The following is a 26,226-nucleotide window of genomic DNA, read 5'->3' as shown; positions in this document are numbered from 1 at the left end:
AAATGCAATATTTAGGGGAGGGTGCTAACATTGAAAAATAAATTGGGCACAAGCTTTTTAATAGCAATATCACTTTTATTCATATATCAATCAAATGTTTTCTCATTTACTGAAGAAAGGGATAAGATAATTAAATTTGCTGATCCAAATTTAGAAAAAGTTATTAGAGAAGTAATAAATAGACCTGAAGGGGATATTTATCAAAGTTATGTGAAAAGTATTAAGTCTTTAGAGATTGATACAAGAGGAATCACTAATTTAGAAGGGATAGAGCATTTAACTGCATTAGTAAAATTAGATTTATCTCATAACTATGAACTAAGAAATATAAATGAATTGAGTAAATTAAAAACATTAAAAGAATTGATTTTGCATGAAGATGGTATAAGTGATATAACCCCACTAAGTAATCTAAGAAATTTAGAAAGTTTGGATTTATATCACTGTAAAGACTTAGAACTAAGTCAATTAGCAAATTTAACTAATCTAAAAAAGCTAAAACTAAGTAGCAATGAAATAATAGATATAAGTCCCTTGAAAAACTTAAAGAATTTAACTAAATTAATTTTAGGTAATAATTATATTTGGAATATAAGCGCTTTGAGTAATTTAACAAATTTAGAAACACTAGTTTTGGGTCGAAATATGATTAATGATATCATACCATTGAGTAATTTAACAAATTTAAAGGTTCTAGACTTAGGTTCAAACAAAGTTACTAATATTAATGCATTAAGCAATTTAACTAATCTAAATGCATTAGGGTTAAGAGGAAATTATATTTCAGATCTTAAACCTTTAAAATATTTAGTTAATTTAAGATCCTTAAGCTTAATGGATAATAAAATTACTGACATCAAAGTATTAAGTAACTTAAAAAACTTAGAGACTTTGGATTTGTGGGGGAATAAAATTAAAAATATTAAACCATTAAGAAGATTGATAAAGCTAAATAATTTAAACTTAGGTGTAAATAAAATTGAAAAAGTTAAAGATTTAAAGGATTTAACTAATCTAACTAGATTAAGATTAGTAAGTAATCAAATAAAAGATTTAAAAGGATTAGGTTCATTAACTAATTTGGAGTCACTTGATTTGGATAGTAATCAAATAACAGATATTAATGAGTTAAGTTCTTTAACAAAATTAACTTATTTATATCTTGGATATAATGAAATAACTAATATTGATGGATTAAGTTCATTAACTAAGTTAAAAAAATTGATTTTAAGTGAGAATAAAATAAACAATATTCAAGGATTAAGCAAATTAACAAATCTAAGAGCGTTATATATTGGAGACAATGCAATTACCGATATTGGTCCAGTACAGGAATTACCTGACCTATTTACTTTAAATTATAAAGGCAATCCTCTACCAAATTATGTTCTTAAAGATGCTATGTATAAAAAACTTTTATTGTCAATCTTTGACCCATACATTAAGAAAGAACTAAATAAATATTATGGTTATTCCCCAGCCGATTATAAAGGAATAATTTTAGATATAGAAACAGTTTATAGCGTAATATATAAAGTGAAAGTACGAATTAAGCCTTATGGAACTGATGTGTTTACCATGATAATAGTTAAAGATAATAAAGGAATACATATTGAAGACGTTCAACATGAAAAAATGGAATATCTATATTGAATATTGTAGTGTACAGCAAAAAAATATATAGAAAATGTGAACTAGGTTAACTTGAAAACAGAAAATCTAGTTCACATTATTATAAAAAATCCCTTATGTTGTTGCGGAACTAACTGCTGCTGTTGAAGCGGCTGCAGTTGCAACCATTGCAGCTGTTTGAGCTGCAATTAAAGCTTCCACAGTTATACCTAAAGTTGTAGCAATTAAATCTTTTTGATTTGTTTTGTCTTCTATATATTCTGTACTTACAATAGCAGAAGCTATAAGTACATTCATTCCTTTTCCAAGCCACTTATACTTCTTTAATCCGTTCAAATATTCAGCTACATCAATTAAGTCTTGTATTACCTCATTGTTATCTTTACTTATTAAGGTTATAAGGCCAAGAGCTGCATAATAACTAGAATAAATTCTTAGTTTATTTTCTTTTAAGCTATCAAAGATTTTCTTGCATCTTTGAACTTTTTCACTATTGTATTCATCTCCAATAGATAATATATGAGATAAAAATTGTAATCCATTTCCTTTAGAAAATCCTTCTTCGTTTAAAAGCTTATAGCAATCTTCAATATTTTTAATATTTGTATCTATAGGTTTATCAGAGTTTGCAAGCAAAACACATAAAGGATAGTCATCACCACTAGTTAACCATGGATGATTTTTTTTCATTTCGCAATATATTTCATAAGCCTTTTTTATTCTAGAATCAATTAAATCTTCTTCGCAAGTTAGCAATAAAGCATAATTAGCAATAGGTAAGTAAGTATTATTCTTAAATCCTTCTGCCTTTAATTTTTTATCATAATCCATCATCTTTATGAATTTTTCATTTGGATTATCATACTCACTACACAATAACATAGATAAAATGAACATAGTATTACCTCTATAACTTGAAAAAACACCTGTATTTTCTTTTATTACTTTTTTCATATCATCTATTTTCTCTTTTTCAAATTCTTTGTTCTTTAGTATATATGTCAAAGCTGCAAAATGTTGCGATAGGTTGTTTTCCCACTTATAATCTTTTGATATTTTTATGAAAACATCTAACATGTTATCTACTTTACTTTTTAATTCTGATTTCATAGTGCGTACCCCCTTAAATTTATTGAGTAGAATATATTGTATATTAAGATTATCATACTTTCAATAATTCATCTCTATATAATACATATTTGACTATATAAACAGCTTATAAATGGTTAAAAACTCATAAAAACTAATATATAATATTTATATTTTTAAACATGACAAATAGAAGTCATATTTTATGGAGTAAACTATAGATAAATATGAAAGTAGGGGGAAATAAGTATGGATAAAATTGATTTCAAGAAAGAGTTTAAAGAATTATACAAAGCGTCTTCAAAACAGGTTCAAATAGTAAATGTTCCAAAATTAAATTACTTGAAGATTGATGGAATGGGGAATCCGAATACCGCACAGGAATACAAAGATGCCGTAGAAGCATTATTTAGTTTGTCTTATACTGTGAAGTTCATGATTAAAAAAGGTAGTATGGGTATAGACTATGGTGTTATGCCACTTCAGGGATTATGGTACCATGATAATATGGAACTTTTTTCTCAAGAAAGAAAAGAAGAGTGGAAATGGACTTCATTAATAATGCAGCCTGAGTTTGTTGATAAAGAGTTAATTGACGAGGCTGTGGATCAGGTCAAGAAAAAGAAGGATTTATCTTCAATTGATAAGATAAAATTTGAAAGTTTGGACGAGGGGTTAGTTGCACAAATAATGCACATAGGACCTTACAGTGAAGAAATGCCTACTATAGAAAAGCTACATAACTTTATTGAGGAAAATGGATATATTAAAGTTGGAAACCATCATGAAATTTACTTAAGTGATCCAAGAAAAGCTGCTCCTGAAAATCTAAAGACTATATTAAGACAACCGATAGCTAAGAAATAGATAATATGAGACTTATCCAAGTAAAGTGATGGGTCTCTTTTTCGTACATAAATAAGCAATTGTTAAAATAAATTGTATTATACATGAAATAATTTTTAAATGAAATTAATGGGGGGAGATAAGATGGATATTAGGTTTATCTCAACCAATGATAAAAAAATAAAAGAAGTTAGAGCTTTTTTCAATGTTAAATATGAAGAAGAGGAAAAAGAGAAGCGTAATAGATTCAAGAAACAAAATATTTCAGAAGAAGATATTGAGAAAAGGTTACATAAGGAACTTATAAAAGTTAACATTGTTTCAAATAATCTTCAGATCGAAGAAATTCAATGTGAAGATATGAAGAAGATTGTTAAAGATAAGGCACTTAGAGCGTTTAAAAAGGTAGGAAGACCTCTTATTGTTGAACATACAGGATTATTTTTTCATGAGCTGGGGGGATATCCAGGGGGACTTACTCAGATATTCTGGGAAAAGCTACAAGGGGAAAAGATTGTGGAATTATTTAAGGATAAAGAGGCTACTGCAAAGACAATTATATGTTTTTGTGATGGTAAGAGTTTTAGTTATTTTGAAGGAGATGTACAGGGAACCATATCTGAAGAAGTCAGAGGGACATCAGATTTTGAATGGGATGTTATTTTTATACCAAAAGGAGAGAAGGAGACCTTTGCACAATTAAAGAATAACAAGAAAAACATATCTATGAGAGTGAAAGCTCTTGAAAGATTTTATGCATTTCTTATGGAAAATGGTACGAAATTCGAGAAAAATATAAGCTATGAAGATGAAATAGAGGATTTAGGAGAACTTATAAGTAAAAATAAAGTGATGCTTTTTGTTGGAGCAGGAATATCTAAAAATGTTGGACTTCCTGAGTGGGGAGAACTTATGTTGAAATTATCTCAGAGATGCGGTATTTGTCCAGAACTCTTTGAGGACTATGATGATTTTCTCAATTTAGCAGAATTCTACGAGCAATATGATAAAGACCTCTATAAAATGAAAAAGTGGATGAAAAAGAAATGGAAAGTTGATGAGGATAAGATTAAAGAATCTAAGATTCATAAGAATATCTTAAAATTAGATTTTCCTATAGTATATACAACTAACTATGATGAAAGTTTGGAAAAATTATATCAGGTCAATGACAGAAAGTACATTAAAATCGCTAAAGTAAAAGATCTAACTGAGATTGAAGCTGGAGCAACAGAGATAATAAAATTTCATGGGGATTACAATACTGATTCACAGTTAGTACTCACTGAAAGTAGTTTTTTCAATAGGATGAATTTTGAGAGTCCTCTTGATATAAAATTGAGAGCAGATATATTGAATAAATCAATTTTGTTTATTGGCTATAGCTTAAGTGATATTAACATGAGATATATATTGTATAAATTAGATAAGCTATGGAGGCAAGCAGGGGAAAAAGGAATAAGACCAAAATCATATATATTTTTATCAAGACCAAACATTGTTCAAGAAGATATATTAGATAGAAGAGGGATCATTCCCATAGTATCACAGGAGGATGATCCTGCCAAAGGGGTAAATGAGTTTTTAGAAGAACTATTGAATAAAGTTTTTTTGTATAAAAGTAATATTTAATTATAATTAAAAAAGTTATTAGATATGAAATCATTTGTATATGGTTAAATATAGCTAAAACATCTTAGTACTTGGTGTTTTAGTTTTTTATTCTTAAGGAAATCGAAAATTTCTTTAAGAAATTATCACGTGTAATGTTGCTTATATCAATAGGTTATATGTTTGTGTAAAATTGTACCAGTGCAATTTTCTTATGAATAAAAAAATGAAGGGGTTGTAGGGGAAGTATTTCCCCTGCCGACTTAAGAAGGGTGCTCAGCAGCGATAGCTGCGTCGAAGGGAAACATAGGTTTCCCTAGCGAATCGCGTGTAACGCGACTTTTTTATTAATATGTTACTTAGGGAAAGTATATGATGAAAGTGGTCAAATAAGTGGTCAAATGTTAATTTTTATTATACTTTAAGTAAAAAAGATGAATACAATCCCTAAATATAGTAAAATATGTATATGATAATAGTAAGGCAAGTTCAATGAATCTATCACAAAATATGGAGGGTAATCTATGGATTGTTTATTTTGTAATTACGATAAAACTAAATATATAGCAGAGAATACATATGGGTTTGCGATATATGATGAGTTTCCAGTGAATAAGGGACATGCACTTATCATTCCCAAGAGACATTTTGAAAGTTATTTTGATGCTACGCATGAGGAGATTACGGGGTTATATGCTCTGATGAATGATGTGAAGGAGATAATTGATGAAGAATTTTCACCTGATGGATACAATGTTGGTGTTAATGTAGGCGAATGGGGTGGGCAGACAATAATGCATTTACATATGCATATGATCCCAAGATATATGGGCGATGTTGAAAATCCAAGAGGTGGAATTAGAAAGTTTAAGAATGAGCTTGTTCCTTATGATGGATAATGAAAATAAGAGTTTTTACTGGAGCTAAGGTGAATTAGAACTTTATGTGTCAATTAAGTGGCACATAAAGTTCTTTTGTTTATTCAAAAATACTATACATGAATCATCTTCTATAGAAAAATATAATATAAATTGACAGTACATGAAAAATTAAGTAATATTAGCGATGTTGCTTATCAAATATAAAATATACATATAAAAAAATATTTTTTTAAATTAACTAAAATATGAGAAGAAGAGGTGTATGTTATGATCAGAAAAAGATTAATAACACTTGGATTAACAATGTTAATGATTCCTTCTATTTTTTTAGCAGGATGCGGAAGTAATGGTGATAAAGCTAAAACTAATAACAAAGGAAAAGCTCAAGTTTCACAAAAAGAAGATCAAGATAAAAAAATTAAAGATAAAATTATATATGCGCTATGGAGTTCTCCAACAGGCGTATTCAGTCCAATTCTTACTGATACTACATATGATGATGCTGTAATTGCACTTACATATTCATCATTACTTAAGTTTGATAAAAATTTAAACCTAGTATCAGACCTAGCAGAAGAATATGAAGTTTCTGATGATAATTTATCAATAACATTTAAATTAAGAAAAGATGCTAAATGGCATGATGGAGAGAAAGTAACAGCAGATGATGTTGCTTTTACATTTACAAGTATTACACATAAAGACTATGCAGGTTCAAGATATGGAGATGTTGAAAAGATAAAAGGTGCCAAAGCTTATCATGAAGGAACAAGTGATAAAATAGAGGGTATACAGGTAATAGATGAGAACACTATAAAGATTGAATTTGAAGAAGTATATTCTCCAGCGCTTAATAATATTGGTACAATGGGTGTAATTGCAAAACATGTTTGGGAAAAGGTACCTGTGGCAGAGTGGAAAGAGAATAAAGAATTATTAAATAATCCTGTTGGTTCAGGACCATACAAACTTATTGCTTTTGAAGCAGGCCAATATGCTGAACTAGAAAGCTTTGATGATTATTATGGAGAAAAAGCTAAAACTAAAAAGTTTATTTTCAAAGTAAGTAATCAAGAGACAGCACAGGCAGAATTAATGAATGGCACTATAGATATTGCTGATATATCTACAATGAAGAAAAGAGATATTGATAATCTTGAAAAAGAGAATTTAAAAGTTATTGCTTATCCAAACAGTATGTTTCAGTACATGGGCTTCAATTTAAGAAAAGATATGTTTAAGGATAACAATGTTAGACAAGCATTTATGTATGCAATTGATAGAAGATTAATGGTAGATAAATTATTAGAAGGTAATGGAAGTGCGGTGAATACACCTATATTACCATCAGGCTGGGCTTATCCAGATAAAAAGTTATTAAATTCTTATGATTTTAGTGTTGATAAAGCTAAAGAATTGCTTGAAGAAGCAGGTTGGGAAGATAGAGATGGAGACGGAATTGTTGAAAATGCTAACAATGAAGATTTTAAAGTTGTATTAAAATATCCAACAGGAAACAAAACAAGAGAGTTGAGTGCACCTATTATTCAGAAAAGCTTAAAGGATATTGGAGTAGAGGTCGAGCTTGAAAGTCTTGAATTTGGTACTTTAATGGATCAGGTAGTTGGAAATCATGAATTTGATTTATATCTAATGGGTAATAATTTAGGTTCTGACCCAGACCCTAAACCATACTGGCATTCAACTGCTGCTTCAGACGAAAAAGGAGATTATGGATGGAATATATCAGCATTTAGAAATGAAGAAGCTGATAAATTGATGGAAAATGGACTTTCTACATTAGACATGAATGAGCGTAAAGAGATTTATGAACAATTTGGACTACTGATGAATAAAGAGCTTCCATGGGTATATCTATACTGCCAAAATATCGTAAAAGCATATAACCCTAATTTAAAGAATTTTAACCCAGTTACTTTTGGAAATTTTTTAGACGTAGAAAATTGGTATATAGAAGAATAATAATAAAAAGGTGATATTAGTATCACCTTTTTTCAGTGTATGAATGAAGTTTTTATGAAATTTACGAGGTGAAATGATGTTTAAGTTTATTGTTAGAAGATTATTAATTACTATTGGAGTTCTTTTTGGAGTTTCACTTATAATATTTTCACTTGTACATATGCAGCCTGGAAATCCTTATTCAACAATGATTGATCCTTCAGTGCCTAAAGAGGTATTAGAAGAAATGCTTATGAAGGTAGGATATTATGATCCTATTCATGTTAAGTATATAAAATGGATTACTAGAGCTCTTAAGGGTGATTTAGGATACTCAATTTATTATGGAGCGCCTGTGTTAGATGTTATTAATTCTAGAATGGGGAACACAATTTTATTATCTTCATTTGCATTACTTGTAAGTATGTTGATAGCTGTACCTTCAGGGGTGATTTCAGCGGCTAAGAAAAATTCAATATTTGATTATATAGTGACTATAATTTCTCTTATAGGAATATCTATTCCAGCATTTTTCTTTGGATTACTTCTTATAAAATGGTTAGCTTTTGATATTAAAATCTTTCCTGTTTCGGGAATGCAAACCATAGGTGAGCACTATACAGGATTAGAAAAGATTATAGATATTGGAAAACATATTATACTTCCAGGGATGGTTCTTGCATTTTTACAGATGGCTTCTTTTATGAGATATACTAGGGCATCTATGCTAGAGGTATTAAATAAAGATTATATGAGAACTGCCAGAGGAAAAGGGTTAACTTTAAGCAAGTCAATCTGGAAGCATGGGTTTAGAAATGCATTAATTCCTTTAATAACAATACTGTGTATGCAGATTCCATTTTTATTTTCAGGGGCTTTACTTACTGAAACGATATTTGTTTGGCCTGGTATAGGAAGGTTGAATTATGAAGCACTATTACATAGAGATTATCCACTTTTAATGGGCCTTTTGATGATAATAGCAGTGATAATATTATTATCTAATCTACTGGCAGATATTTTATATGCAGTAGTAGATCCTAGAATTACATATAAATAGAGAAAGATATAAAGGAGAGAAATGACTTTGAGCAGTAATATATGTACAAATGATCAAGAGAATAGATCTTTATCTATGGGTAAAATGGCATTTATAAAGTTTAAAAAAAATAAATTAGCTATTGTGGGAGCAGTGGTATTGACATTATTAGTTTTATTTGCAGTTTTTGCTCCATTATTAAGTAGCTATAAAATAGATGATATTGATTTATATAACATTAGTGTTGAGCCAAGTGCTGAACATATTTTAGGAACTGATGAAATAGGAAGAGATGTATTCACAAGACTTATTTATGGAGGAAGAGTTTCCTTAGGAGTAGGAATTTTTGCTACATTAATACAGGTTTTTATAGGCACAGTATTGGGGGCTTTAGCAGGCTATTATGGTGGAATAGTAGATAGCGTTATTATGAGAATAGTTGATGTAATAATGTGTTTTCCTTTCTTTATGATTGCAGTTACAATAGCAGCTGTTATAGGTCCAAGTGTATGGAATTTAATTATTATTATAGCCATGTTGTCTTGGACAAGCATAGCCAGAATTGTAAGAGCAGAAGTTTTGGCTCTGAAAGAGCGAGAGTTTATTGAAGCTTCTAGAGCATTGGGAATGAATAATTATGAAGTAATATTAAAACATATACTTCCAAATATATTATCACCTATTCTAGTATCTGCTACATTATCTATTGCCAATTCCATACTTACAGAATCGGCTTTAAGCTTTTTGGGAATGGGGGTTAGACCACCTCAGCCTAGCTGGGGAAATATGCTTACAGCAGCTCAAAGCATGAATACATTGAAATATGAATGGTGGTTGTGGATACCTCCTGGATTAATGATTTTCCTTACAGTGTTATCAATAAACTTTTTAGGTGATGGTCTTAGAGATGCATTAGACCCTAAAGAAAAGGTATAGGAGGAGAGTATGTTACTAGAAGTTAAGAATTTGAAAACTAGTTTTAATACTTCAAGAGGAAAGGTTCGTTCTGTAAATGATGTATCTTTTTCATTAAGAGAAGGTGAAATATTAGGACTTGTAGGTGAATCGGGGTGTGGGAAAAGTGTAACTTCTCTTTCTATAATGGGATTAGTTCCTAAACCAGAAGGTATTATTGAAGGTGGAAAAATTTTATTAGAAGGAATAGACTTATTAAAACTATCCGAAAAAGAAATGTGCAAAATAAGAGGAAATAAGATTTCAATGATATATCAGGAGCCTATGACAGCGTTGAATCCGGTTTTCACAATTGAGGAGCAGATTGGAGAGACAATCAAAATTCATGAAAAATTAAAGGGGAGAGTAGTAAGAGAAAGAGTCATAAAGCTTTTAGATTTAGTTCAGATACCAAACCCTGAAAAGAGCTTAAAAAAATATCCTTATGAGTTAAGTGGTGGTATGAGGCAAAGAGTTGTGATAGCTATGGCACTTGCATGTAATCCTAAAATATTGATAGCCGATGAACCTACAACTGCTTTAGATGTGACTATTCAAGCAGAAATAATAGATTTATTAAAGGATATAAGTAAAAAATTAAGGACTTCAATTATATTTATAACACATGATTTAGATGTAATAGCTGAAATAGCAGATAGAGTTGCAGTTATGTACGGTGGAAAAATAGTTGAAGAAACTGATGTTAATAATTTTTTTGATAATTCACTTCATCCATATTCAAAGGGTCTTATGTTATCAAGAACAGATAACATAAATAAAGGGGAAAGGTTATTTTCAATTTTAGGAATGGTGCCAAGTCCCTATAATATGCCTGCAGGATGTCCATTCAATCCAAGATGTGAAAAATCCAAGGATATTTGTAGTGTAAAAGTACCTGAGTTATTTGGAAGAATAGAAGGTCATAAAGTAAGATGCTGGTTATATGCAGAAAATGAGGGATAGGTTATGAATGATAAAGATTATTTACTTGAAGTGAAGAACTTAAAGAAATATTTTCCTGTTAAGAAGGGGATTTTTTCTAGAACATGTGGCAATATTAAATCCGTTGATGATGTTTCCTTTAGATTATCTAAAGGTAGAATTATGGGGCTTGTTGGAGAATCGGGATGTGGTAAATCAACTACAGGAAGAACTATATTAAATTTATTAGAACCCACTGGAGGGTTAGTTAAATTTGAGGATAAGATAATTTTTGATGTTGAAAATAAAATAAAAATATCAAGAGATGAGATGTTAAGCTTAAGAAGAAACATGCAGATAATATTTCAAGATCCATATGCTTCATTAGATCCGCGTATGAATGTAGGGACTATATTGACTGAAGGTTTAAAAAAGCATAATATAGCAAAAGGAAAAGAATCTTTAGATAAAGCTAAAGAAATATTAGAGATGTGCGGATTGGATTCATCTTATATTACTAGATATCCTCATGAATTCAGCGGAGGACAGAGACAGAGAATAGGGATAGGACGAGCATTATCATTAAATCCAAAATTTATTGTATGTGATGAGCCTACGGCTGCACTAGATGTTTCGATTCAATCACAAATTTTAAACCTGATGCTAGATTTAAAAGATAAATTTAATCTTACATATTTATTTATTTCTCATAATTTAAATGTAGTAAGATTTTTCTGTGATGAGATACATGTTATGTACTTAGGTATTATAGTAGAAAAAGGTGATTCAGAAGAAATATATAGAAACCCACAACATCCATATACAAAGGCGTTATTATCATCAATACCTGTTTCACATCCTAGCATGAAGAAAGAGAGAATTAGGTTAAAGGGAGTTGTACCAAGTCCAGCGGATATTCCATTTGGATGTAGATTTCATACAAGGTGTCCATATGCAAAGAAAATATGTAGTGAACAGATACCTGAATATAGAGAAGTATGTAAGGGGCATTTTGTGGCTTGTCATTTAATATGAATATCTAATATAGCTAAGGTTTAGTAGCTATTACTGGAGCTAAAAAACAGACAAGTTTATCTTAAAAGACAAACATGTCTGTTTTTATTTACTTGTAATAGGTAATAACTTTTACATAAGTCCTTTTACTCTAAGAATAATAAATAAACTAAATCCTATGAATAGTATTATTACACCAATGAATGGAAAGTTAATAATTTTTTCATCAGAAAATACTTTGATTTTGTTATTTTCCTTAATATTTACATTATATATTTCACATAATTTCTTAAATAGTTTAGTAGTAATAAATAAGCCAATCACAGCAAAAATAGCCATAATAATTAAAGTTGAAATACTAGTAACACTTGAAGCACTGGTAGATTCAGCTGTTTCTGATACAGCTGGTCCACTTAAAATATTCATCCACTGAGGAAATGAATTATTTATAAAGTGTAATAGCATTGAAGAAAAAATAGAACCTGTTATATACACTAAGTAAGTCATTACAATTCCACTTATAAAGGTATGTACAAATTGAAATGTATTTAGGTGCATCATTCCAAATATAAGTCCATTCATTATAGCTGCAATATGTATTTTTTTATTTCTATATCCATCCAAAATAATTCCTCTCATTATTAATTCTTCAAATATAGCTGGAGTTACAGCTGTTAGTAGTATTAACACCCATGGATTACTTACAGTATGGGAAGAGACTATAGTAGACAATTCATTTCCAAATAAAAAGTCGTACGTAGAAATGATGGTGATTTTTAAAGGTAACATACACATCCATATCAATGGAATAATTAAAATAGCACGGATTTTTAATGGTTTATATCCAGTACATATTCTTTTAAAGGCTTGTTTATCATATATAAAATATACTACACAAGGTAGAAAAATTGCTATGGGTTGATAAGTCCAATCAGGTAGAGGAACAAATTGCATTGATATTGACCAAGCCATCATAAGGAAGAAAAAAGTATGTACCTTAAAAATGGTGTTATCTTTTTTAGATTGTACATGAAGGTTTAAGTCTGTCATATTTTCCATAGTCTAAGTCTCCTTAATAATTAACGTCCGCTCTATTATATCTAAATGTATTACCATATACAATCACAACGTCCTTATTTTACAAATTTTTAATACTTTATATGAAAATTGTATTTGTTTAGGTCGTTTTTACTGGTTCCTTAAGAAAAAAAGAATACTGAGCGATGAAATTTTTCATATTATGATAACAAAGTATATATTAAGATAAAGATACATATATTTCTTGAAAATATCCTATATATTGATATAATGATGTAGGATACAAATTGTAGTAAAATATCCAGTAATTTTAACTTGTGTATTGTAACTTTGGTTATATTTTTAATATTTTAAATATATTTAAAGTAACAATTATTAAAATAATAAGAAAAGAGGTTATTTTATGTTACAAAAGTCAAAAAAAGAAAATGAAAACAATAGTACAAAGTCATTTATGAATTTTAGGAAGATAAGTACTAAAATTACAGTGGCAATTACATTAATGATAATTATTTCTTCTTTAACATTATCATTAATAAATGCAAATCACACAGGAGATATATTAGAAAGTGATGCTTTAGAACAACTAGAGTTACTCTCTCAAAGTAAATCTAATGAATTTGATGTTTTACTTGAAAGTGCTGAAAGCTCACTTAAGAGTTTCAGTTCATTGATAAATGCTACATTTGACTTTGAACAGTTTAAAAGTGACCCTAACTATGTAGCTACATATGATGGAGTGATATCTAAAGTTGTAGAGGAAAATATCGAAAATAATGATGTTTTAAGTATGTATGTTGTTTTCAATCCTGATTTAATAGGATTTACTTATGATGTTAATTATTCAATAAAGGATGGAAGTTTGGTAAGAGCACCAATGTTTACAATGAAGGATTTTGAACCCAATTCTGGAAAGACAGATTGGTATTATGCTGCAAAAAATGCTAAGAAACCTCTATGGTTAAAGCCATATTTTTGGGAAGATTTTAATAGGGATATAATCTCTTATGAGATACCTATATATCAAGATGGTGAACTACTAGCAGTATTAGGTACAAGCTTTGATTTTAATATCTTTAGAAATGAGATAAATGATATAAAAGTATATGAAGAGGGATATGCTTTCTTATTAGACCAAAATTATGATGTTTTAGTTCATCATACTCTTGCTATGGGAGAGTGTTTTGACAAAGTATTAAATGGAAAATTTAAAACTATAACTGCTAAAATGAGTGAAAAAGAGTCAGACACAATAAAATATAAATATGATGGTCAAGAGAAAATAATGAGTTTTACACGAGTAGCTAATGGTAATATTATAGCTCTTACAGTTTCAAAAAAAGAGATATTTCAAGAGATGAATTCTGCTATGTTTTTTATGATAATAGTAAGTTTAGTAATTGTAATTATATCTATAGCTATGAGTTCATTTTTAGGGCGAAGCATTTCAAAACCAATAGTAAGAGTAACAGAATTAATAACTAAAACAGAAGAATTAGATTTATCCTATGCTTCAGATTATGAAAACTTATTAAAATATAATGATGAGATAGGTATAATGTCTAGAGCACTGTTTAACACTAGAAAAGTTTTGAGAAAAGTTATAGGTAATATAAAAGAAAATTCTAATGTTATTGATAATGAAGCTGCTACTTTAAGTGCTTCATCAGAAGAAATGTCTTCTTTAGCTGAAAATGTATCTGATGTAATAGAGGAGGGGGCAAAAGGCTCTCAATCACAAGCAGAAGATTTAGCTAATATTAATCAAATATTGAATGAATTTGGTGAAGAATTAGATAACATTGTACAAGCAATAGATAATGTTGATTCAAATGCTAAAGATGTATCAACGCTGGCTAATGAAAGTGGTAGTAATATGAAAACCTTTACAATGTCTGTAGGTAAGGTTAGTGATACTTTTGAAAATTTACTTTCTAAAATTTCAGCACTTAATTCAAATATGAGTAAGATTAATGAAATAACAAATCTAATCAACAGTATAGCAGACCAAACAAATCTACTAGCATTAAATGCAGCAATTGAGGCTGCAAGAGCTGGGGAAGCGGGAAAAGGTTTTTCTGTTGTAGCTGATGAAATTAGAAAATTAGCTGAACAGTCAAAAGCTTCATCTGAAAATATTAATACATTAATTGATAAAATAACAAATGATACAAACATAATGGTAGATACTACAAATACAGTTAATGATGAATTAAATAATCAAAAAACAGATATAAATGTTGTAATAGAGTCATTTAAAAAGATAATAAAAGCCTTAGATGAAATAATTCCTAAAATAGATGTTGTAAATAGTTCGGCAATAAATTTAAACAACAACAAGAATAATATTTTAGAAAAAATTGATAATACATCTTCTATTGCAGAAGAAATTTCAGCATCAAATGAAGAAATATCAGCATCAACTGAAGAAGTTAAAACTTCTTCAGAAGAAGTAACTAAAATCGCTCAAAAATTAAGTAATATGACTGATAAAATGACAAAGGAAGTAAGTAATTTTAAATTATAATTATAATTATAATCATATATTTAAAGAATTTAAGGTAGTGGGTAATCCACTACCTTTTAACGTATATAGAATATTATTACTAAAAATAAGCAGGAAGTTCTTTTAACACGGTAAAGCAATAACAAATGACATCAAAGTATAAATTAAGACAAAAATACATATATTTCTTGAAAATATCCTATATATTGATATAATAGTAATGCTAGTGTAGAAATTATAATATAACTTACAGTATTATTACATTTTGTCTTGTTATTTTAATTGTATTTTAAATATTTTAAATATAACTAAAGTAACAATTATTAAAATTATAAGAAAAGAGGATATTTTATGGTACAAAGGTTTAAAAAAGAAAAGAAAAACAATAGGACAAAGTCATTTATGAATTTTAGAAAAATAAGTACTAAAATTTCAGTAACAATTACATTAATGATAATTATTTCTTGTTTAGCATTATCAATAATAAATGTAAATCATACAGGAGATATATTAGAAAGTGATGCTTTAGAACAACTGGAGTTACTCTCTGAAAGTAAATCTAATGAATTTGATGTTTTACTAGAAAGTGCTGAAAGCTCACTTAAAAGTTTGAATTCATTAATAAATGCTACATTTGACTTGGAAAAGTTTAAAAGTGATCCTAATTATGTAGCTACATATGATGAAATGCTATCTAATGTTGTAAAGGAAAATCTCAAAAACAATGATGTTATAAGTCTGTATATTGTTTTTAATCCTGATTTAATAGGATTTACTCATGATGTTGATTATTCAACAAAGAATGGAAGTTTAGTAAGAGCACCAATGTTTACAATGAAGGATTTTGATCCTAATTCTGGAATGACAGATTGGTATTATGCTGCAAAAAATGCTAAGAAACCTCTATGGTTAAAGCCGTATTTTTGGGAAGATTTTAATAGGGATATAATCTCTTATGAGATACCTGTATATGAAGGTGATACACTAATAGCGGTACTAGGTACAAGCTTTGATTTCAATATCTTTAGAAATGAGATAAATAATATCAAAGTATATGAAAAGGGATATGCTTTCTTATTAGATGAAAATTATGATGTTTTAGTTCACCCTAATTTTGATATGGGAGAGAGTCTTGACAAAGTATTAAATGGAGATTTGAAATTTTTAACTGATAAAATGAGGGAAAAAGAGTCAGACACAATAAAATATAAATATCATGGTGAAGATAAAATACTGAGTTTTACACGAGTTGCTAATGGTAATATTATAGCTCTTACAGTTTCAAGAGATGAGATATTTCAAGAGATGAATTCAGCTAGAACTTTTATGATATTAATATCATTGGTAATTGTAATAATATCAATAGCTGTGAGCTTATATTTAGGACGAAGCATTTCAAAACCAATAATAAGAGTAACAGAATTAATAACTAAAACAGAAAAATTAGAGTTAGATTATGCATCAGGTTATGAAAGATTATTAAAATATAATGACGAGATAGGCGTAATGTCTAGAGCATTGTTTAACACTAGAAAAGTTTTGAGGACAGTTGTAGGTAATATAAAAGAAAATTCTAATATTATTGATGATGAAGCTGCTACTCTAAGTGCTGCATCAGAAGAAATGTCTTCTTTAGCTGAGAATGTATCTGATGTAATAGAGGAAGGGGCAAAAGGTTCTCAATCACAAGCAGAAGATTTAGCTAATATTAATCAAATATTGAATGAATTTGGTGAAGAATTAGATAATATTGTACATGCGATAGATAATGTTGATTCAAATGCTAAAGATGTATCAACTCTGGCTAATGAAAGCAGTAGTAATATGAAAACCTTTACAATGTCTGTAAGTAAGGTTAGTGACACTTTCGAAAATTTACTTTCTAAGATTTCAGCACTTAATTCAAATATGAGTAAGATTAATGAAATAACAAATTTAATAAACAGTATAGCAGATCAAACAAATTTATTAGCATTAAATGCAGCAATTGAGGCTGCAAGAGCTGGGGAAGCGGGAAAAGGTTTTTCAGTTGTGGCAGATGAAATTAGAAAATTAGCTGAACAGTCAAAAGCTTCATCTGAAAATATTAATATATTAATTGATAAAATAACAAATGATACAAACATAATGGTAGATACTACAAATACAGTTAATGATGAATTAAATAATCAAAAAACAGATATAAATGTTGTAATAGAGTCATTTAAAAAGATAATAAAGGCCTTGGATGAAATAATTCCTAAGATAGACGTTGTAAATAGTTCTGCAATAAATTTAAACAACAATAAGAATAATATTTTGGGCAAAATTGATAATGCATCTTCCATTGCAGAAGAGATTTCAGCATCAAATGAAGAAATATCAGCATCAACTGAAGAAGTTAAAGCTTCGACAGAAGAAGTAACTAAAATCGCTCAAAAATTAAGTAATATGACTGATAAAATGACAAAGGAAATAAGTAATTTTAAATTATAATTAGTAATTTAATATTTTCAAAAGACTCAGGTAGTGGGTAATCCACTACCTTTTGACGTATATTAAAGCATATTTAACATGTGATTTTATCAAAGAAAAGAGAATAATGTAGTAAGTGCGTTGAAAAAACTGTAATACAAGAGTATAATTGGTATTGAAATTTTTATGAATAGGAGATGACTTTATGATATTTGAAATATTGATGTTGATATGCTTTGGAGCTGCGTGGCCTTTGTCCATTTACAAATCATATACATCTAAATCTGTTGAAGGTAAAAGTGTAGCTTTTTTATTTGTATTATTAGTAGGTTATGTTTTTGGAATATTACATAAGTTTTTTTATTCATTCGATAATGTTATATATTTATACATATTAAATTTTGTAATGGTATCAATAGATACAGCATTATATTTTAGAAGTAAAAAATACATGGAGAAAAGTAATAGCACACTAGACAGGTAATTGATTAGAGTATAACATAAAAAAGCAAGTTCAAACTAAAATTGAACTTGCTTTTCTTTTTTTATACTTTAAAGGGAAACAAATATTTATGAGTAAATATTTTGTTGATTTATACCAAAACATAATGTAAAATAAGTAGGAAATTTAGGATGATATTTCCTTGATGTCTTTTAAATGTATTTAAAGTATTTATTTTAATGTAATTAGTATAATTGGTAATGAATGCAGTGAAAAACTTATGGAAAAATGAAGAGGGGGAAGTTTATGAAAAGAGGAATAAGATTAAAATTAATAATAATGTTTGTTTTACTAATTTCTATTCCATTAGCTTTATTAGGGGGAGTATCTTACTCAAAATCAAAAGAAGTTTTGAAAGAAAATTTTGAAAATTCTACCTTGGAAATAATAAGGCAAGTAGATAAAACAATAACAAATCGTCTTAAGGGTTTGGAAAAAAGTCTTATACAGTTGTCTTATGATGAGAAAATACAGAAGATTATTCATGATGAAGAGAATTTACCAGAGGTAATGAAACAGTTTGAAAATTTTATGAAATCACATGATAATGTGCTAGATATTTATATAGGTATGAAAAATCAAGAGACGTATTCTTATGCAGTAGGAGGTTTTGTGGACAACTTTGATCCTACTGTTAGAAATTGGTATATAAAAGCAAAAAATGAGAATAAGTTTATTTGGGCTGAACCATATGAAGATAATACTACAGGAAAAGTAGTATTAACTGCAGCAATTCCTATTTTTGATAAAGTTAACAATAATGAATTTATTGGTGTGTTAGCTTTAGACATTACACTAAATGATATAGGGGAAGAAATTAACTCAACGAAGATTGGTAATAACGGATATGTATACATATTGGATGACGAGAGTACTATTATAATGCATCCCAACAGTGAGCTTCTATTAAAGTCTCTAAAAGTAGAGGATATTTCTAAGGCTTTAGAAGAAAAGAGTCAAGGGCACGTAGAGTATAAATGGGAAGAGGATGGAGTAAAAAAAGATAAATTTACTGCATTTATTAAAAATGAAGAGTTAGGATGGAACATTCTTGCGGCTATGTATATTGATGAAATTGATGATGATATCAATGTTTTATTAAAATGGATTAGTTATATAGGAATAGGTTCGTTATTAGTTTCAATCTTAATAGCTCTTTTATTCTCAAAAACAATAACTAAGCCAATTAATTCTCTTTTGAGGGTTATGGAGGATGTTAAAAAGGGTGATTTTTCAGTAAGAAGTAATGTGAAATCTAAAGATGAATTAAGAAGTTTAGGAGAAGGATTCAATGTAATGTTGGAATCTGTAGGAAGTTTTGTTAGTAATATAAAAATTGTATCTAGTGAAGTTAATGAATCGTCTCAAAGCTTAGCAGCAATTTCAGAGGAAACAAGTGCATCAGCTGAGCAAATGAATACCACAATAGAAGAAATAGCTAAGGGAGCAGCAGAACAGGCAAGTGATGCCCAAAGAGGGGACCAGATTACGTATGAGCTAGCAGAAAAATTAAATGAGTTAACAGATAATACAAGAAGAGTTGAAGAAAGTACTAATCAGGTATCAGAAGCCAATTTAGAAGGTATCAAGGCGGTAGAAGAGTTACAGAATAAAACTAATTCTAATGAAAAAGCTATTGAAAAAATTGAAGCTGCTGTGGTTGAATTAAATAACAATACTATGACTATAGATTCTATACTTAATACAATAAATTCTATATCAGAGCAAACAAATTTACTAGCATTAAATGCATCTATTGAAGCAGCAAGGGCTGGAGAAGCGGGTAAAGGTTTTGTAGTAGTTGCGGATGAAATAAGAAAGCTTGCAGAAGGTTCAAAGATTTCTACAGATGAGATTAAGAAAATAATTTTTAGAGTTCAAGAAGACAGTAATAATACTGTAAATACAATGAATAACGTTAAGATTATTGTAGGAGAACAAAGTGAAGCTGTTTATGAAGTAAATGAATCCTTTAAAAAAATATCTATGTCTGTAGAAGATATTATAGGTAAAATTGAATTTATGAGTGATTTTGCTGAAGAGATTAGTAATAATAAAGGAGAGATGGTAGATACAATGCAAAATATATCAAACATATCTCAACAAACTGCAGCTAGTGTTGAAGAAGTAACAGCATCTATAGAACAGCAAAGTGTTACAGTACAAGAAGTTGCAAATTCTGCAGATAAGCTAAGTGAATTGGCAAATAAGATGGAGCAAGAATTAGGTAAGTTTAGAGTATAAGGCGTAAGAAAATAAAAAAGTTATCTTATTAAGTGATAATAGTCTGTGTATTTCCTATGAATACAATTTTTAGTATATCTATTTTGAGGTGTACACAGATTCTTTTATATTTGTTGTTTTCAAAATTGAAAGAAAATTTAAAATTTTGTGTTGTATTTCTTGTTGAATAGGTATATAATGTAAATGATAGCAAAAAAATATTAAAGTAATAGGAGGTCGTGTAAATGTTAAACAATAGATTGTTTAGAGGGAAAATTGCTAGAGTTACTACTGGCGTTTCAGAGAAATTTAGAAAATTAAATAAGCACGATCTTGGGGTATATCTTTAATATTGATTAATTTTATTTATATTGAATATATAAGCCATAGGTTGTGTGCCTATGGCTTTTAATATTGTTAGTGGGATTATTATGTATTAATTCAAATACATAAGTCTAACTTTCTTATGTTTACAAAGCCGTAGAATGTTTATTCTTCGGCTTTTTACGTTCATAAATTTATTGAAAGAGGAGTGTAAAAGTATGATTACAGTATTTAAAAAAAGAAAAAATAAAGATTGGGATCCTCAATTCTATACTTGAACTTTGTCCAAGAAAGAATGGACAGTGAATATTTCACACTTAAGGGAGGGTGACAAAAATGAAAAAATTATTAAAGTTAACTAAAGGAAATAGATTATTATATATTACGGCAATTCTTTCTATTGCAGTAGCTACCTTTGTATCAATGATTCAGCCTATGATTATTAAGGTAACACTTGACTCTATAATAGGAGATAAACCAATAGATGCTCCAGTAGCAATTACAAATCTTATTGCCAAAGTAGGGGGGAGAGAGGTTCTTTGGAGAAATATATGGATCTGTTCATTAGCAATTGTACTTCTGACATGTACAAGAGGTGTGTTCTTATTCTTGAAAGGAAAGCTTTCAGCACAGGCAGCTGAAAATATAGCAAGAAATATGAGAACAAAACTTTATGATCACATTCAAAATCTACCATATAAATATCATGTTAATGCAGAATCAGGGGATTTAATTCAAAGATGTACTTCTGACGTCGAGACAGTTAGAAAATTCTTTGCAAACCAACTGGTTCAAATAGGAAGATCATTCTTTATGGTTACCTTCGCACTTATAATGATGTTGTCTCTAAATGTTAAGATGACTTTTATTGCTATGATTGTAGTGCCTTTTATATTTGTATTTTCATACGTGTTTTTCAAAAAAATTAAGCATACTTTTGAAGAGGCAGATAAGCAGGAGGGTGTCCTTACATCTATACTTCAAGAAAATTTAAGTGGGGTTAGGGTTGTAAAAGCATTTGGAAGACAAAGCTTCGAAATCGAAAAATATGAAGAAGAAAACAAAAAGTATAGAGACTTTACTTTTAAACTAATAAAGTTACTTTCAAACTATTGGTCATTGTCAGATTTACTTTGCATGACTCAGATTGGTTTGGTTTTAATATCAGGAGTATACTTTGCAGTAAGTGGAGAAATAAGTTTAGGTACTTTAGTTGTATTCACCACTTATGAAGGAATGTTACTATGGCCTGTAAGACAGCTTGGAAGAATTCTTTCAGATATGGGTAAAATGACAGTTTCACTAGGAAGAATAACAGAAATTCTTGATGTACCTGTAGAACAGGAATACGGAAAAGCTATTAAACCAGAGGTGAAAGGTGAAATAAGTTTTGAAAATGTAAGTTTCGAATATGAAAAGGAACAAGGAGTCCTTCATGATATAAGCTTTAAAGTAAATAAAGGTGAAACTGTTGCTATTGTCGGTCCTACAGGTTCAGGTAAATCAACATTAGTACACCTTCTATTAAGACTTTATGACTATAATAATGGTTCTATTAAAATTGATGGAACAGAGCTTAAGGATATAGAAAGAAAATGGATGAGAAGTAATGTGGGAATAGTACTTCAAGAGCCATTTCTTTATTCAAGAACAATAAAGGAGAATATTAAAATAGCAAAATTGGATTCTGAGGATGTAGAAATTCATAATGCGGCTTCTTCAGCTGCTGTTCATGAGGTTATAACTTCTTTTGAAAATGGTTATGACACTATAGTTGGAGAAAAAGGTGTTACATTATCAGGAGGACAAAGGCAGAGGGTCGCAATTGCAAGAACTCTTATAAAGGATATGCCAATACTGATATTTGATGATTCTTTAAGTGCAGTAGATGCTGAAACAGATAGAATAATAAGAACAGAGCTTAATAAGAAAAGTAGCGATAATACAACATTCATAATCTCACACAGGATTTCAACTGTTATGGATGCAGATAAAATTATAGTATTAAATCATGGAAAAATTGAAAGTATGGGAACACATGATGAACTAATAATGGAAGATGGTATTTACAGAAGAATATGGGAGATTCAAAACTCATTAGATACATTTGCTGAGGAAAAGAAAGCATGTAATGAGTAATAGGAAAGCGGGTGGAGAGAGATGGCTAGAATAGAAGAAAATTTAGAAGAAAATAAAGTTACGCAAAAGTTAAATATAGGTATATGGAGAAAGCTTTTTAAATATCTTACAGAATTTAAAAATGCACTTTTAATAGCAGGAATAATAATGATTGGTGTTGCAGGTATAGATGTAGTAATGCCTCTCATGACTAAATACGCTATTGATAATTTTATTATTAAGAGTACAACAAAGGGGTTAGGATTATTCGCCTTAGTATATTTTTTGATAATTATATTTCAGGTTATAAATGTAAGACTATTTATAAGGCAGGCAGGTAAAATAGAAACACATCTTGCATATCATATAAGAAAGCTTGGATTTAAAAGGCTTCAACAGTTATCCTTTTCTTATTATGATAATTCATCAGTAGGATGGCTTATGGCAAGAATGACATCAGATGTAGCAAGACTCAGCGAAATTATTTCCTGGGGATTAATAGATATGGTATGGGCCTTGGTTATGATGATTGGTTTTATAGGTATAATGCTGTATCACGATGTAAAGTTAACCCTTATAAGTATGAGTGTTGTATTGCCACTATTTTTTATAGGTGTATTCTTTCAAAAGAAAATATTAAAATCATATAGAAGTGTTAGAAAGCTAAATTCTCAAATAACTGCGGACTTTAGTGAGGGAGTTTCAGGTGCTAAAACAACTAAAACTCTAGTTAGAGAAGAAGAGAATTTAAAAGAGTTTAAACACGATGCAGGAAGTATGAGAAATTCTGCTGTTAGGGCAGCTATGTTTTCCTCATTATTTCTTCCAATAGTTATATCAATGGGAAGTATTGGAACAGGGCTTGCTTTATGGGTAGGTGGAAATAGCGTTATAACATTGGGGTTGAGTTATGGTACTTTTGTAATGTTTATCACTTATACAATACAATTCTTTGAGCCAGTTAGTCAGCTAGCAGCAACAATTGCAGAACTTCAAAATGCACAGGCATCAGCTGAAAGAATAATAAGTCTAATAAAAACTGAGCCTGATATATGGGATAAAGAAGATGTAATAGCTAAGTACGGTGACTTATTTCATGCTAAAGAAGAAAATTGGGAAAAAATTAAAGGTGAAATCCAATTTAAAGATGTATGTTTTGCCTATAAGAATGGAGAAAAGGTTCTCAATAACTTTAACTTAAAGATTAAGAAAGGGCAGACTATAGCGCTTGTAGGAGAAACAGGTTCAGGTAAAAGTACCATTGTGAATCTTATTTGTAGATTCTACGAACCTAACAGTGGAGGGATATTGATTGATGGAAAAGACTATAGAGAAAGGTCATTATTATGGCTTCAATCTAATATAGGTTATGTGCTGCAAAGTCCTCATCTATTTAGTGGAACTATTAAGGATAATATAAAATACGGAAAGCTTGATGCTACTGAAGTGGAAGTAGAAAGAGCAGCTAAACTTGTTAATGCTCATAACTTTATAATGAAGCTTGAAAAAGGTTATGATACTGAGGTTGGTGAAGGGGGAGGAAATCTTTCAACAGGAGAAAAGCAACTTATCTCTTTTGCTAGAGCAATTGTAGCAGATCCGGCTCTCTTCGTACTTGATGAGGCTACATCTTCTATTGATACAGAAACAGAAAGAATGATACAAAGTGCTATAGAAAAAGTTCTTGAAGGAAGAACAAGCTTTGTAGTAGCTCATAGACTTTCTACTATAGTATCAGCAGATAAAATCCTTGTAATAAGAAAAGGAAAAATTACTGAAGCGGGTAATCATAGAGAGCTTATAATGAGAAAAGGATATTACTACAATCTTTATACAAATCAACTTCTTGAAGATAAGGAGAAGGAAAGTAAAGAAGTATTTGCGTAGGAAACATGTGGCTAAATTAAATGCTGGATTTAAAAAATAGAGATGTATAGATACATCTCTATTTTTATGTGCTTAACATAGGTATAAATTTTTATGCAAGGCCCTTTGTTTCAAGAACAAGAGCAATAATAATAAGGGCGCTAACTAATATGAATATTAATACTACTCCAACAAGTGGTAAATTAATAATTTCTTCATGAGAAAATACCTTGGTATTGTTATCTTCCTTAATATTTACATCATATATTTTACACAATTTTTTAAATAACTTAAAAGTAATAAATAATCCAATCAAAGCGAGAATAAACATCATAAATAGCTCAAAAGAACTGGTAGTACTTGCCACTTCAGTTGTTTCAGATACAGCTGGGTTACTGAAAATTTCTATAAATACGGGAAAAGAATTATTTATAAAGTGCAGCAACATTGAAGAAAAAATAGAACCTGTTATATACACTAAATATGTCATTACAATTCCAGTTGCAAAGGTGTGTGTAAATTGAAATGTATTTAAATGCATCATTCCAAATATAAGTCCATTCATTATTGCAGCAATATGGACTTTCTTATTTCTATAACCATCCAAAATTATTCCTCTCATTACTAATTCCTCAAATACAGCTGGAGTTACAGCAGTTAGAAGAATCAACATCCAAGGATTAGTTACAGTATTGGAAGTAATTAGGGTGGATAATTCATCTCCAAACAATGCCTCATATGTAGAAATGATAGTAATGTCTAAAGGTAACATACATATCCAAATTAATGGAATGATTAAAAGAGCACTCATCTTTAAAGGCTTGAACTTAACAATTATTCTTCTGAAGGCTTGTCTATCAAATATAAAATATAATACACAAGGCAGAAATAATGCTAAAGGTTGATATGTACCTTCAGGCGAAGGAACAAATTGCATCGCTATTGACCAAACAAGCATAAATAAGAAAAAGGTATGCACCTTTAAAAGGGGCTTTTCTTTCTCAGATTGTAAATCTAAGTTTAATTCTGTCATATTTTCCATAGTTGAATTCTCCTTAAATGATAAATTATGACTTAATTATATATGAATATACTTCCATATTCAATCTTATCAGAGTTTTGTTGTAGTCGCAGAACATGTTTGGGGATATGTGAAAAATATGAAGCTAATTATGTTATGGAGTCTTACTATTTTTATTATTAATTATAAAATCAAATATGTATTTAAGATGAAAAGTGATTCCGA

At 29.3% G+C, this 26,226-nt stretch carries 18 protein-coding genes; 15 read left to right on the top strand and 3 right to left on the bottom strand.

The window, feature by feature from the left end; all coding sequences use genetic code 11:
* Window positions 1–30: 30 nt before the first annotated feature.
* Window positions 31–1,653 (top strand): leucine-rich repeat domain-containing protein, encoded by a 1,623-nt coding sequence (locus tag KDK92_RS04370; RefSeq protein WP_250857835.1) that lies wholly within the window; start codon window positions 31–33, stop codon window positions 1,651–1,653.
* A gap of 93 nt (window positions 1,654–1,746) precedes the next feature.
* Here the strand turns inward: KDK92_RS04370 and KDK92_RS04365 are convergent, their stop codons facing one another.
* A complete protein-coding gene (locus KDK92_RS04365) occupies window positions 1,747–2,742 on the bottom strand; it encodes a DUF4003 family protein (protein WP_250857834.1) in 996 nt (331 codons plus the stop codon).
* Window positions 2,743–2,970: 228 nt separating this feature from the next.
* Here KDK92_RS04365 and KDK92_RS04360 point away from each other — a divergent pair, with 228 nt between their 5' ends.
* The 8 genes from KDK92_RS04360 to KDK92_RS04325 all read left to right on the top strand — a co-directional run bounded on the left by KDK92_RS04360 (window position 2,971) and on the right by KDK92_RS04325 (window position 11,970).
* Window positions 2,971–3,588 carry a GyrI-like domain-containing protein gene (locus KDK92_RS04360; RefSeq protein ID WP_250857833.1) on the top strand — a complete coding sequence of 206 codons (618 nt, stop codon included), beginning with the start codon at window positions 2,971–2,973 and terminating at the stop codon, window positions 3,586–3,588.
* Window positions 3,589–3,711: 123 nt separating this feature from the next.
* On the top strand, window positions 3,712–5,199 hold the full coding sequence (locus KDK92_RS04355) for a non-canonical purine NTP pyrophosphatase (RefSeq protein WP_250857832.1): 1,488 nt from the start codon (window positions 3,712–3,714) through the stop codon (window positions 5,197–5,199).
* Window positions 5,200–5,702: 503 nt separating this feature from the next.
* Window positions 5,703–6,077, top strand: a complete 375-nt coding sequence (locus tag KDK92_RS04350; RefSeq protein WP_250857831.1) for an HIT family protein — start codon at window positions 5,703–5,705, stop codon at window positions 6,075–6,077.
* Between the two features lie 249 nt (window positions 6,078–6,326).
* Window positions 6,327–8,042 (top strand): peptide-binding protein, encoded by a 1,716-nt coding sequence (locus KDK92_RS04345; RefSeq protein ID WP_250857830.1) that lies wholly within the window; start codon window positions 6,327–6,329, stop codon window positions 8,040–8,042.
* Window positions 8,043–8,118: 76 nt separating this feature from the next.
* Window positions 8,119–9,081: an ABC transporter permease gene (locus tag KDK92_RS04340; RefSeq protein WP_250857829.1), complete on the top strand. Its 963-nt coding sequence runs from the start codon at window positions 8,119–8,121 to the stop codon at window positions 9,079–9,081.
* A 75-nt stretch (window positions 9,082–9,156) separates the two neighbouring features.
* On the top strand, window positions 9,157–9,996 hold the full coding sequence (gene opp4C / locus KDK92_RS04335; RefSeq protein ID WP_476739429.1) for an oligopeptide ABC transporter permease: 840 nt from the start codon (window positions 9,157–9,159) through the stop codon (window positions 9,994–9,996).
* Window positions 9,997–10,005: 9 nt separating this feature from the next.
* On the top strand, window positions 10,006–10,977 hold the full coding sequence (locus tag KDK92_RS04330; protein ID WP_250857827.1) for an ABC transporter ATP-binding protein: 972 nt from the start codon (window positions 10,006–10,008) through the stop codon (window positions 10,975–10,977).
* Window positions 10,978–10,980: 3 nt separating this feature from the next.
* Window positions 10,981–11,970 (top strand): ABC transporter ATP-binding protein, encoded by a 990-nt coding sequence (locus KDK92_RS04325; protein ID WP_250857826.1) that lies wholly within the window; start codon window positions 10,981–10,983, stop codon window positions 11,968–11,970.
* 111 nt (window positions 11,971–12,081) lie between these two features.
* Here the strand turns inward: KDK92_RS04325 and KDK92_RS04320 are convergent, their stop codons facing one another.
* Entirely contained in the window at window positions 12,082–13,008 is a 927-nt protein-coding gene (locus KDK92_RS04320; RefSeq protein ID WP_250857825.1) for a CPBP family intramembrane glutamic endopeptidase, read from the bottom strand.
* 382 nt (window positions 13,009–13,390) lie between these two features.
* Between KDK92_RS04320 and KDK92_RS04315 the strand changes: the two genes are divergently transcribed.
* The 6 genes from KDK92_RS04315 to KDK92_RS04290 all read left to right on the top strand — a co-directional run bounded on the left by KDK92_RS04315 (window position 13,391) and on the right by KDK92_RS04290 (window position 25,001).
* Entirely contained in the window at window positions 13,391–15,514 is a 2,124-nt protein-coding gene (locus KDK92_RS04315; RefSeq protein WP_250857824.1) for a methyl-accepting chemotaxis protein, read from the top strand.
* Window positions 15,515–15,844: 330 nt separating this feature from the next.
* Window positions 15,845–17,968: a methyl-accepting chemotaxis protein gene (locus KDK92_RS04310; protein WP_250857823.1), complete on the top strand. Its 2,124-nt coding sequence runs from the start codon at window positions 15,845–15,847 to the stop codon at window positions 17,966–17,968.
* 184 nt (window positions 17,969–18,152) lie between these two features.
* Window positions 18,153–18,431 (top strand): PQ-loop domain-containing transporter, encoded by a 279-nt coding sequence (locus KDK92_RS04305; protein ID WP_250857822.1) that lies wholly within the window; start codon window positions 18,153–18,155, stop codon window positions 18,429–18,431.
* 264 nt (window positions 18,432–18,695) lie between these two features.
* Window positions 18,696–20,693, top strand: a complete 1,998-nt coding sequence (locus KDK92_RS04300; RefSeq protein WP_250857821.1) for a methyl-accepting chemotaxis protein — start codon at window positions 18,696–18,698, stop codon at window positions 20,691–20,693.
* A gap of 639 nt (window positions 20,694–21,332) precedes the next feature.
* Window positions 21,333–23,135: an ABC transporter ATP-binding protein gene (locus KDK92_RS04295; RefSeq protein ID WP_250857820.1), complete on the top strand. Its 1,803-nt coding sequence runs from the start codon at window positions 21,333–21,335 to the stop codon at window positions 23,133–23,135.
* A 21-nt stretch (window positions 23,136–23,156) separates the two neighbouring features.
* Window positions 23,157–25,001, top strand: coding sequence for an ABC transporter ATP-binding protein (locus KDK92_RS04290; RefSeq protein ID WP_250857819.1), 1,845 nt, complete (start codon window positions 23,157–23,159; stop codon window positions 24,999–25,001).
* Between the two features lie 91 nt (window positions 25,002–25,092).
* Here the strand turns inward: KDK92_RS04290 and KDK92_RS04285 are convergent, their stop codons facing one another.
* Window positions 25,093–26,022: a CPBP family intramembrane glutamic endopeptidase gene (locus KDK92_RS04285; protein ID WP_250857818.1), complete on the bottom strand. Its 930-nt coding sequence runs from the start codon at window positions 26,020–26,022 to the stop codon at window positions 25,093–25,095.
* Between the last annotated feature and the right edge of the window lie 204 nt (window positions 26,023–26,226).

It is taken from the genome of Oceanirhabdus seepicola (genome assembly GCF_023684385.1).
Lineage (GTDB): Bacteria > Bacillota > Clostridia > Clostridiales > Clostridiaceae > Oceanirhabdus > Oceanirhabdus seepicola.
The sequence above is the reverse complement of the archived record's forward strand: the minus strand, read 5'-3'. Positions and strand labels throughout refer to the sequence as shown.